Raw genomic sequence first — 11,111 nt, forward strand, 5'->3', positions numbered from 1 at the left:
CCGGCCCGGTCCTGGTCATTCCGGGATCGGGCCAGATGGCTGAGTGGACCCACTACCCTCCGCAGTGAACCTTGGAGGCGATTTGGGGGCGCTGGCTACCATGAGTTTGGGAAGACGGCGCGCGAACGGGCCGATTCGTGTGGCGTACCGGTGTTTCGTTTCCCGGAAATTCAAGACCACGACTCGCCCCGGTACCACGGCGATGATGGTCTGGGGGCATGACTGACGCGTTGCTGATCGCCGGCGGTGACGAGCCAGACACCGGCAGTGGCGTCGGCAGCGGCAGTAGCAGTGGCGTCGGAGAGCACCTGCTGCACGCGGACCTGCACAACCACACCCTCCTCTCCGACGGCGCCGGCTCCGCCGAGGACGCCTTCGCCTCGATGCGCGCCGCGGGCCTGGACGTCGCCGCGCTCACCGACCACGCGTACGGCCGTTCCGAGCCCGCGAAGACGATCGACGACGAGGGCTGGCGCCGCCTGAGCAAGCTCGCCGACGCCGCCGACGACCCCGGCGCGTTCGTGGCCATGCGCGGCTTCGAATGGTCGAGCACGTCACTCGGGCACATGAACGTCTGGGGCGGCGACCGCTGGATCGAGCCCCTGCCGCTGCGCTCCGACGGCGTACCCCCGGCCTCCGCCATCCCGGACGAGGGCCCGCCCGATGCGCCCGCCGCGATGCTGGCCTTCCACGACTGGCTGGCCGCCGGGGACGAGCTCATCAGCTTCAACCACCCGGGGCGCGAGCGGGGGCGGTTCGGGCTGTTCCGGTACGACCCGCGGCTGGCCGAGCGCCTGGTCGCGCTCGAGATGTTCAACCGGGACGAGGACTACCTGTTCGAGGGCGTCGGCCCCGATGGTGATCTCAGCGGCCCCGACGGTGAGGTTCGCGGCGGCGGGCTCCTCTCACCTGGCCGCACCCTCTCGGCCGGCTCGGCGGGCGGCGCCCCCGCGGCGGCCGGCGGCGGCGCGCGCGGCGGCGGTCGGGCGCGGTGTCGCCGCTCGTGAGCTGCCTCGACGCGGGCTGGCGGGTCGGGCTGGCCGGGGTGACCGATGAGCATCGGGAGGGGTGGGGGTTCCACGGCGGGCTCGGGCGGACCGGGCTCTGGGCGCCCAGCCGGACGCGCGCGGGGGTGCGGGCGGCGCTGCTGGGGCGGCGGATGTTCGCCACCCGTGAGCGTGGGCTGCGGGTCGACGCTCGGCTCGACGGGGTGGCCATGGGCGGGAGCTGGCGGCGAGATGCCAAAAATGTGTCAAATGCCCGGAAAGCGCAAAATGCCGGGAATGTGCGGATTGCGCTGAAGTTCGACGCGCCGGCGGAGTGGGGTGGGCAGGGGCTGCGGGTGCAGGTGCTGCAGCGGGGTGAGCCGGTGCCCGAGGTGGTTGCGGAGGTCGACTTCCGGGTGGGCGGCGGGGTGCTGCGGTTCGTGGCGCGCGTCAGCACCGAACCGGGGGACTGGGTGGTGCTGCGGATCACCGATCCGGGGCGGGAGGGCGATCCCCGGGCCGCCCGGCTGCCGGGGTTCCGGTCGGCCGGGCGGGCCGTGGCCTACCTGAGTCCGTTCTTCATTTCCCGGCCCCGGTGACGAGCGTCGGCTTGCCCTCCATGTTGGACAGGCCGTTCCACGCCAGGTTGACCAGGTGCGCGGCGACGACTTCCTTCTTCGGCTTGCGTACCTCCAGCCACCAGCGGCCGGTCAGGGCGACCATGCCGACCAGCGCCTGCGAGTAGAGCTCGGCCAGCTTCGGGTCGAAGCCGCGGCGCTTGAACTCCGCGCCGAGGATGTGCTCGGCCTGGTGGGCCACGTCGTTGAGGACGCTCATGAAGTTGCCGGTGGGGGACATGACCGGGCTCTCGCGGACCAGGACGCGGAAGCCGTCGGTCTCCGCCTCGATGTAGTCCAGGAGGGCCAGGGCGGCCTGCTCCAGCAGCTCGTGCGGGTGGCCCGCGGTCAGGGCGTTGGTGATGCGGTCGAGCAGGGAGCGGACCTCGCGGTCGACGACTACTGCGTAGAGGCCCTCCTTGCCGCCGAAGTGCTCGTAGACGACCGGCTTGGAGACCTTCGCCCGCGACGCCACCTCCTCGATGGAGGTGGCGTCGAAGCCCCGCTCGGCGAAGAGCGCGCGGCCGATCGCTATCAGCTGCTCACGGCGCTGGGCGGCGGACATCCGCACCCGTGACTTGGGTGACAGGGTCGGCGGCGGTACGGGCGGCCGCGGCTGGGCGATGTCCTCCGGGCGCTCGGTCACCCGTTCATCGTGCCAGCCGCGACGCGCTTCGCGTCCAGCCGGTCCTTCCGGGGCCACCGGACGTTCGTCGCCCAGCCGAGCTTCTCGAAGATCCAGATGAGGCGGGCGTTGATGTCGATCTGGCCCTTGTCGACGCCGTGGCGGGCGCACGTCGGGTCGGCGTGGTGCAGGTTGTGCCAGCTCTCACCGAAGGACAGGATCGCCAGCGGCCAGAAGTTGCTGGCCTTGTCGCCGTCGCGGGTCTCGAACGGGCGCTCGCCGTACACGTGGCAGATGGAGTTGATCGACCAGGTGACGTGGTGCAGCAGGCCGATGCGGATGATGCCGGCCCAGAAGAGCGCCGACAGGGCGCCCTGCCACGACCAGGTGACCAGGCCGGCGATGATCGCCGGGAGCGTCACCGAGAGGGTGACGATCAGGGGGAACGCCTTGTCGATGCGCTGGATGTCCCGGTCGGCCATCAGGTCGGGGGCGAAGCGGTCGCGGTTGGACACCTCGCGGAAGAACAGCCAGCCCACGTGGGCGTAGAACAGGCCCTTGACCAGGCCGCCGAAGCTCTCGCCGAAGCGCCACGGCGAGTGCGGGTCGCCCTCGCGGTCGGAGAACGCGTGGTGGCGGCGGTGGTCGGCGACCCACTGCGTCGGGTTGCCCTCGATAGCGGTGCTGCCGGCGATGGTCAGCGCGATGCGCAGCCCGCGGTTGGCCTTGAACGCCCCATGGGTCAGGTACCGGTGGAAGCCGGTCCCGATGCCCAGTCCCCCGATGACGTAGAAAATGGCGCCGAGGACCACGTCGAGCCAGCTCAGACCCCAGCCCCAGGCGACCGGCACGGCGGCGATCAGCGCGACGAACGGCAGGATCACGAAGAACCACAGCGCGACGACGATCGCTGTCGGCTGCTTGCCCTCGGTGAGCGGCTTCGGCCCGTTGGCGGGGCCTTCGGTGGACGTGGGGTCAAGGACCGATACGGACATGGCACCTCTCAAGGGGACTCGTCGGCAACTGGGCTACGCCTACGTCACCGTAACTTACGGAGGCGTAGGTTGGCCATATGGAGCTGGTGTCAAGGCGATTACCCGGTGTTCCATTGTGATCTTCGTCCGGCCACGAACGGCTGAACTCAACAAAAAAATCGGCGGGAACCCCTGGGGCAAAAGGGATCGACGCGCCGGTTAGGCTTCGCTGAGCGTGGTTGATGGGGTGTGGGGTAACGGCAGCCCGCAGGCCTTTGGAGCCTTGCAGTCCTGGTTCGAATCCAGGCACCCCAGCCACCTGACTACGATGAGGCGCACCGACACCGTCGAGGAGCGCTCCGTGAGAAACGCGATCATCCTGGCCGCCGGCGAAGGCAAGCGGATGAAGTCCGCGATCCCCAAGGTCCTGCATCCCCTGCTCGGGCGCACGCTGCTCGGGCACGTGCTGGCCGCGGCGGAGCCCTTCCTGGAGCACGGGACCGTCACCGTCGTCGTCGGCCACGGCGGCGACCTGGTGCGCGAGCACCTGGCCCAGGTGGCGCCGGAGGCCCGCCCGGTCACCCAGGAGGAGCGGCGGGGCACGGGGCACGCGGTGCGCATCGCGCTCGACGCCAACCTGGAGCTCAGCGGCACGGTGGTGGTGCTCAACGGCGACATCCCGCTGCTGCGGGCCGAGACCCTCGCCGCGCTCGTGCACACCCACGAGCACACCGGGGCGTCGGCCACGGTGCTGACCGCCGAGGTGGGTGACCCCACCGGCCTCGGGCGCATCGTGCGCAACCGGGGCGGGGAGTTCTCGGCGATCGTCGAGGACCGCGACGCGACGCCGGAGCAGCGGGCCATCCGGGAGATCAACTCTGGGGCGTACGTGTTCGAGGCGGCCGCGCTGCGCGAGATGCTCGGCAAGCTCTCCTCGGACAACGACCAGGGGGAGGAGTACCTCACCGACGTCATCGGCATGCTGGCCGCGGCCGGCGCCCCGATCGTCGCCCACCGCGCCCCCGACGCCACCGAGACCCTCGGCGCCAACGACCGGGCCGAGCTGGCGGGCCTGCGGGCGCTGATGCGCGACCGGATCAACGGCGACTGGATGCGGGCCGGGGTGGCGATCGTCGACCCGGCGACCACCTGGATCGACGTGACAGTGACGCTGGAGCGCGACGCGGTGATCGAGCCCAACACCCACCTGCGCGGCGCGACGAGCGTCGGCGAGGGTGCCGTGGTCGGCCCCGACACCTCGCTCATCGACGTGGTCGTCGGCCCGGGCGCGGCGGTCGTGCGCACCCACGCGGTGTCGTCGCAGATCGGGCCCCAGGCGTCGGTCGGGCCGTTCGCCTACCTGCGCCCCGGCTCGCAGCTCGGGCGCAAGGCGAAGATCGGCACGTTCGTCGAGACGAAGGCGGCGACGCTCGGCGAGGGCGCGAAAGTTCCACACCTGTCCTACGTCGGCGACGCCACCATCGGCGAGCACACCAACATCGGCGCGGCCTCGGTGTTCGTCAACTACGACGGCGTGCGCAAGCAGCGCTCCGTGATCGGCGCACACGCCCGGACCGGCGCCGACAACATGTTCGTCGCGCCGGTGACGGTCGGTGACGGCGCCTACACGGCCGCGGGCAGCGTCATCATCAAGGACGTCCCGCCCGGCGCGCTGGGTGTTTCCCGAGCTCAGCAGCGCAACATCGAGGGCTGGGTGCAGCGCAAACGGGCGGGAACCGCCGCTGCCGAGGCGGCCGAAGCGGCCCTGGCACGTGAACAAAGCCACGCCGGGGCTGGTGAGGTGGCTGAAACGGGTCCAGCCGACGAACAATGAGCGCAACCACGAGATGATCGGGAGCGGGCGGACCCAATGGCCAGCATCAGTTCGGAGAACCGCAAGAACCTCATGCTCTTCTCCGGCCGGGGATTCCCCGCGCTGGCCGAGGAGATCGGCGCGGTGCTCGGGGTCGACCCGACTCCGATGGACGCCTACGACTTCGCCAGCGGCGAGATCTTCATCCGGTACCGCGAATCGGTCCGTGGCTCCGACGCGTTCGTCGTGCAGTCGATGGTCTCGCCGATCAACGACTGGCTGATGGAGACGCTGATCATGGTCGACGCCCTCAAGCGGGGCTCGGCCAAGCGCACCACCGTGGTGCTGCCGTTCTACCCGTATGCCCGGCAGGACAAGAAGCACCGCGGCCGCGAGCCGATCTCGGCCCGGCTCATCGCCGACCTGCTCAAGACCGCTGGGGCCAACCGCATCCTCACCGTCGACCTGCACACCGCGCAGATCCAGGGCTTCTTCGACGGCCCCGTCGACCACCTGTTCGCGATGGCCACGCTGGCCGACCACATCGAGGCCAAGTACGCCGGCCGCCCGATGACCGTCGTCGCCCCCGACTCCGGCCGGGTGCGGGTGGCCGAGCGGTGGACCGACCGGCTCGGCGGCTGCCCCCTCGCGTTCATCCACAAGACCCGCGACCCCACCAAGCCCAACCAGGTCGTGGCCAACCGCGTGGTCGGCGAGGTCGAGGGCCGGGTCTGCCTGATCGTCGACGACATGATCGACACCGGCGGCACGATCGTCAGCGCGGCCGACATCCTGTTCAACGAGGGCGCGGCCGAGGTCGTGGTCGCGGCCACCCACCCGGTCCTGTCCGACCCGGCCTGCTCCCGCCTGGACGCCAGCCGGATCAGTGAGGTCGTGGTCACGAACACGCTGCCCCTGCCGCCGGACCGCAAGGTGGAGAAGATCACGCAGCTGTCCATCGCCCCGCTGCTGGCCCGCGCGATCCGCGAGGTCTTCGACGACGGCTCGGTCACCACGCTCTTCGGCGGGCTTTCATAACGCCCCGGGGAGGGATCGGGGAGTTTACTGGGCACTGGTAGGCTAGTGCGGTTGCCACGGCGAGGGTGCTGCTAATAGGCGGCTCCGTGATCGACGCGGTGCTCCGGGCCTGTGCCCCGTGCGCCCCCTCGCCCGAGCACCGCACCACAGACAACTTTTACCGGTCGCGCCGGCCGGTGCCCGCCGCACAACCGCATCAGGAGTTTTGTCGTGTCCGAGGTAAAGATCAGCGCCGAGCCCCGCACGGAGTTCGGCAAGGGTGGTGCCCGCCGCACGCGCCGGGCCGGCAAGGTGCCAGCCGTGCTGTACGGCCACGGCGAGAAGCCCCGCCACATCGCCCTCCCCGCCCGTGAGTTCGCCGCGGCGATCCGCCACGGCGGCAACAACCAGATCTTCAACATCGAGATCTCCGACGGCAGCGCCGCCCTGGCACTGCCCAAGGCCATCCAGAAGGACCCGATCAAGGACACCTACGAGCACGTGGACCTGCTCGTGGTCCGCCGTGGCGAGAAGGTCACCGTCGAGGTCCCCGTCCGGCTCACCGGCGAGGCGGCTCGCGACACCATGGTCATGACCGAGAGCAACACGCTCTCCATCCTGGCCGACGCGACGAAGCTGCCCGAGCACCTGGAGGCCTCGCTCGACGGCCTCGAGGCCGGCAGCCAGATCAAGGCGTCCGACGTCACGCTCCCCGAAGGCACCGAGCTGGCGGCCGACCCCGACTTCGTCATCGCGATCGTCCAGGCCAACCAGGACCAGTCGATCGAGTCGGACAGCACCGAGGAAGCCCCGGCCGAGACGCCGGAGCCCGCGGCTGCCGAGGCCTGATCCAGCCCGACCCCCGGGAACGCCGAGCACGAAGGTCGCGACCGCCATCATCGGCGGCCGCGGCCTTTCCCTATGAGGAGGCACGACGGTGACCGACGCCGCACCCTGGCTGGTCGTCGGACTGGGCAACCCCGGCCCCGAACATGCCCGGCACCGCCACAACGTCGGGTTCATGGTCGCCGACCTGCTGGCCGGGCGGGCCGGGCTGCGCTTCGGCAAGCACCGCCGGGTCGTCGCCGACGTCGCCGAGGGCCGCCTGCGCGTCGGCGGCCCGCGCCTGGTGCTGGTGAAGCCGCTGACCTACATGAACCTCGCGGGCGGCCCGGTGGCCGGCCTGGCCCAGTTCTACAAGGTCCCGCGGGAGCAGGTCATCGCCGTCCACGACGAGCTCGACATCCCCTGGACCCAGCTGCGGCTCAAGCAGGGCGGCGGCGAGGGCGGCCACAACGGCCTGCGCTCGATGTCGAGCTCGCTGGGTGGCAAGGACTACCTGCGGGTGCGCTTCGGCATCGGCCGCCCACCCGGCCGCCAGCAGCCGGCCGACTTCGTGCTGTCCGACTTCTCGGCCGTCGAGCGCAAGGAGCTTGACTTCTTCGTCGACCGGGCCGCGGACGCGGTCGAGATGATAATCGACCAGGGCCTCGAGGCGGCCCAGAACCGCTATCACGCGGACTAAACGACACGATCGTCTACCCATTGCCGGTCGTCCCGATTACCCGTCGGCGTGACGAATGTCCGAGTTGCACGTTGTACCCGAGGTTGCACCGTTTGATGGAAACGGTCCTTCTAAGGAGGCGACGTGGCGATCGACAGCGGACACACCCGGGGCGGCCTGCGCCGTCCGGACCGCCGTCCGAGCCCCGTGCGCCGCAACGTCCAGCGCGCCCCCGTCTCACCCGCCCCGGCCCCGGGCGCCGTGCGCACCCAGCCGGTGGTCGACCCGGCCCTCGCGGCCCAGGTCGAGGACGCCGTCCGCGGCAGCACGCCGTTCACCCGCGCACCGGTCCGCATCGCCGCGCCGGACATGCGGTCGGGAGCCGGGCGCACGTCGCGGCACCGGGCCCGGTGGGCGTGGGAGGGGCGCTACCTGCGCACCCTCTTCGCCGTCGACTTCGTCATCGGCCTGCTGGCCGGTCTGGTGGCGTTCGAGGCGCGGTTCTCCAACGACCTCACCCGGTACACCAGCCGCTATGTGCTGCTGTCGATCCTGCTGCCGGTGGCGTTCACGGCCAGCCTGGCGGCCAACCGGGCCTACGAGAAGCGCCATCTGTTCGTCGGCACCGACGAATACCAGCGGGTGCTCCGGGCCGGGCTGGCGCTCACGGCGGCCACCGTCTTCATCGCCTACGCCTCCGAGATCCGCATCGCGCGCGTCTGGTTCTTCGTGGCGCTGCCCCTCGTCACGTTCGGCTGCCTGCTCGCCCGGTTCCTGCTGCGCAAGCTGCTGCACCGGGCCCGCAAGCTGCGCGGCGCGTGCATGCGCCGGGTCGTTGTCGTCGGGCACGAGCTGGCCGTCGAGGCCATGGCCCGGCAGCTGCGGCGCGAGCGGTACCACGGCCTGAAGGTGGTGGGGGCCTGCCTGCCGGCTCCCGGCACGGTCGCCGACGTGCCGGTGCTCGGTGCGTTCGACGAGATCGCGGCGGCGGTGCGCAAGGCCCGGGCCGACACCGTGCTCGTGCTGTCGTGCCCGGAGCTCGACGGCCACGCGCTGCGCCGGCTGGCCTGGCACCTGGAGCGCGACGACATCGACCTCATTGTGGCCAGCACCCTGATCGACGTCGCCGGCAGCCGCACGACCATCCGGCCGGTCGACGGCCTGCCGATGCTGCACGTCGAGCACCCGACCCTGACCGGGGCCCGCCGGCTCGTCAAGGCGCTTGTCGACCGGGCCGGCGCGGTACTGCTCCTGATGCTCTTCAGCCCACTTTTGGCGCTTCTTGCGCTGGCGGTTCGCGCGGACTCGGCAGGGCCGGTACTGTTCCGACAGGTACGAGTGGGTAAAGACGGCCACGAGTTCGTGATCTACAAGTTCCGCACCATGCACATCGATGCCGAGGCCCGCCTGGCGGAGCTGCGGCACCTCAACGAAGTCGACGGCGCGCTGTTCAAACTGCGCAACGACCCGCGGGTGACCCGCGTCGGGCGGCTTCTGCGCAAGTTTTCGCTCGACGAGCTGCCGCAGCTGCTCAATGTGATCGGCGGCAGCATGTCGCTGGTCGGGCCGCGCCCGCCGCTGCCGGAGGAGGTCGCCGTGTATCCGGACGACGCCCGGCGCCGGCTGGCCGTGCGGCCCGGGATGACCGGCTTGTGGCAGGTGTCCGGCCGGTCGGACCTGTCGTGGGACGAAGCGGTCCGCCTCGACCTGCAGTACGTGGAAAACTGGTCGCTCTCCCTCGACCTGGTCATCCTGCTGCGGACGTTGAGCGCCGTGACTCGAGGGGCTGGAGCGTACTGACAATGACCGACCTACCACCCGCCACCGACGGCGGCTTCGCCCGCTGGCTGGCCCAGCGCGCCGGTGACATGCTGCTGAAGCTGCGCGAGGAGATGGGCTACGCCGACCCGGACAAGCTGCGCAAGGCCGGCGACCGGCTGTCGCACGAGCTGCTCGTGGAGCAGCTGGAGCGCTGGCGCCCGGCCGACGCGATCCTGTCCGAGGAGGGCGCCGACAGCGCGGCCCGGCTCTCGGCCGAGCGCGTCTGGATCGTCGACCCGCTCGACGGCACCCGCGAGTTCGGCGAGGAGGGGCGGGCCGACTGGGCCGTCCACGTCGCGCTCTATGCCGGCCGGCTGACCGCCGGCGCCGTGGCCCTGCCCGCCCAGCACTGCGTGCTCGGCACCGACGCGCCGCCGCCGTTCCCGCCGATGCCCGGTGTGCAGGGCGAGCCGATCCGGATGGCGGCCAGCCGCACCCGGCCGCCGGCGCTGCTCAGCGCGCTCGCCGAGAAACTTCCAATCGAGCTGGTGCCCATGGGGTCGGCGGGGGCGAAGATCGCTGCGGTGATCGACGGGGCCGTCGACGCCTACGTGCACGCGGGCGGCCAGTACGAGTGGGACTCGGCCGCGCCGGTCGCTGTGGCTCTCGCCACGGGTTTGCACGCTTCCCGTATCGACGGGACTACGTTGGAATACAACCAGCCCGACCCTCGCCTGCCTGACCTGGTGGTGTGTCGGAAGGCACTGGCGCCGTCACTGCTGGCCGCCATCAACAGCTGAAAGGTTCAGTGCGTTCATGAGCGGTACGAAGCGGAGCGGAGTGGCCGCTCATCAGTCAGCGCAGGTTTGGCTCAGGCCGGCGCCGGAGCTTGCGGAGGTGTCGGCATGAGCCGGCCGCCCTACCGGGTCTCTCATCTGGATGCTCTCGAGGCCGAGAGTCTGTTCATCATGCGCGAGGTGGTCGCCGAGTTCGAGCGGCCGGTGCTGCTCTTCTCGGGCGGCAAGGACTCGATCGTGATGCTCCGGCTGGCCGAGAAGGCGTTCGCGCCCGCCCGCATCCCGTTCCCCGTGATGCACGTGGACACGGGGCACAACTTCCCCGAGGTGCTGCAGTACCGGGACCGGCGGGTGGCCGAGCTCAACGTGCAGCTGATCGTGGCCTCGGTGCAGGAGGCGATCGACGCGGGCTCGGTGCGCGAGGCGGCCGACGGGACGCGCAACCGGATCCAGACACCGGTGCTGCTCGATGCGGTGGAGAAGTACCGCTTCGACTCGCTCTTCGGCGGTGCGCGCCGCGACGAGGAGAAGGCCCGGGCCAAGGAGCGGGTGTTCTCGTTCCGCGACGACTTCGGCCAGTGGGACCCGCGCAACCAGCGCCCGGAGCTGTGGGCGCTGTACAACGCCCGGATCGCGCCGGGTGAGTCGATCCGGGTGTTCCCGCTGTCCAACTGGACCGAACTGGACGTCTGGCACTACATCGCCCGCGAGGGCATCGACCTGCCGGGCATCTACTACGCGCACGACCGCGAGGTCGTCGACCGCAACGGGATGCTCTACGCGATCAACGAGTTCCTGCCGCTGCGCGCGGGGGAGACGCCGTTCGTCGAGCGGGTCCGCTACCGCACGGTCGGTGACGCGTCCTGCACGGCCGCGGTCCGCAGCGACGCGGACACGATCGAGAAGGTCATCGACGAGGTCGCCGCGACCCGGATCACCGAGCGCGGCGCGACCCGCGGCGACGACCGGGTGAGCGAGGCGGCGATGGAAGACCGCAAGCGTGAGGGGTACTTCTAA

Annotated in this window: 11 protein-coding genes and 1 tRNA gene; 10 read left to right on the forward strand and 2 right to left on the reverse strand. The window is 70.8% G+C overall.

Features of this window, described 5'->3' with window-relative positions:
• Window positions 1-218: 218 nt before the first annotated feature.
• Window positions 219-1,007, forward strand: a complete 789-nt coding sequence (locus Dvina_RS04545; RefSeq protein ID WP_223101104.1) for a PHP domain-containing protein — start codon at window positions 219-221, stop codon at window positions 1,005-1,007.
• A complete protein-coding gene (locus Dvina_RS04550) occupies window positions 992-1,585 on the forward strand; it encodes a hypothetical protein (RefSeq protein ID WP_223101105.1) in 594 nt (197 codons plus the stop codon). The genes Dvina_RS04545 and Dvina_RS04550 overlap by 16 nt, the downstream gene beginning before the upstream one ends.
• On the opposite strand, the gene Dvina_RS04555 is transcribed toward Dvina_RS04550, so the two are convergent.
• A complete protein-coding gene (locus Dvina_RS04555) occupies window positions 1,566-2,168 on the reverse strand; it encodes a TetR/AcrR family transcriptional regulator (protein ID WP_223105317.1) in 603 nt (200 codons plus the stop codon). The two genes, Dvina_RS04550 and Dvina_RS04555, sit on opposite strands and share 20 nt — an antisense overlap.
• A 77-nt stretch (window positions 2,169-2,245) precedes the next feature.
• The gene (locus Dvina_RS04560; RefSeq protein ID WP_223101106.1) at window positions 2,246-3,223 is read right to left on the reverse strand and encodes an acyl-CoA desaturase; all 978 of its coding nucleotides are present in this window, start codon (window positions 3,221-3,223) and stop codon (window positions 2,246-2,248) included.
• Between the two features lie 222 nt (window positions 3,224-3,445).
• Between Dvina_RS04560 and Dvina_RS04565 the strand changes: the two genes are divergently transcribed.
• The 8 genes from Dvina_RS04565 (at window position 3,446) to cysD (ending at window position 11,111) form a co-directional block, all read left to right on the forward strand.
• Window positions 3,446-3,520: transfer RNA gene (locus Dvina_RS04565), tRNA-Gln, on the forward strand.
• A 10-nt stretch (window positions 3,521-3,530) separates the two neighbouring features.
• Complete coding sequence (gene glmU / locus Dvina_RS04570; RefSeq protein ID WP_223101107.1) at window positions 3,531-5,036, forward strand: bifunctional UDP-N-acetylglucosamine diphosphorylase/glucosamine-1-phosphate N-acetyltransferase GlmU; 1,506 nt, start codon at window positions 3,531-3,533, stop codon at window positions 5,034-5,036.
• Window positions 5,037-5,072: 36 nt separating this feature from the next.
• Window positions 5,073-6,053 carry a ribose-phosphate diphosphokinase gene (locus tag Dvina_RS04575; RefSeq protein WP_223101108.1) on the forward strand — a complete coding sequence of 327 codons (981 nt, stop codon included), beginning with the start codon at window positions 5,073-5,075 and terminating at the stop codon, window positions 6,051-6,053.
• 210 nt (window positions 6,054-6,263) lie between these two features.
• Complete coding sequence (locus Dvina_RS04580; protein ID WP_223101109.1) at window positions 6,264-6,881, forward strand: 50S ribosomal protein L25/general stress protein Ctc; 618 nt, start codon at window positions 6,264-6,266, stop codon at window positions 6,879-6,881.
• An 88-nt stretch (window positions 6,882-6,969) separates the two neighbouring features.
• Complete coding sequence (gene pth / locus Dvina_RS04585) at window positions 6,970-7,557, forward strand: aminoacyl-tRNA hydrolase (protein ID WP_223101110.1); 588 nt, start codon at window positions 6,970-6,972, stop codon at window positions 7,555-7,557.
• A gap of 123 nt (window positions 7,558-7,680) precedes the next feature.
• Entirely contained in the window at window positions 7,681-9,336 is a 1,656-nt protein-coding gene (locus Dvina_RS04590) for a sugar transferase (RefSeq protein WP_380030383.1), read from the forward strand.
• A gap of 2 nt (window positions 9,337-9,338) precedes the next feature.
• The gene (locus tag Dvina_RS04595) at window positions 9,339-10,097 is read left to right on the forward strand and encodes a 3'(2'),5'-bisphosphate nucleotidase CysQ (RefSeq protein ID WP_223101111.1); all 759 of its coding nucleotides are present in this window, start codon (window positions 9,339-9,341) and stop codon (window positions 10,095-10,097) included.
• Between the two features lie 105 nt (window positions 10,098-10,202).
• Entirely contained in the window at window positions 10,203-11,111 is a 909-nt protein-coding gene (gene cysD, locus Dvina_RS04600; RefSeq protein WP_223101112.1) for a sulfate adenylyltransferase subunit CysD, read from the forward strand.

It is taken from the genome of Dactylosporangium vinaceum (assembly GCF_019904175.1).
GTDB lineage: Bacteria > Actinomycetota > Actinomycetes > Mycobacteriales > Micromonosporaceae > Dactylosporangium > Dactylosporangium vinaceum.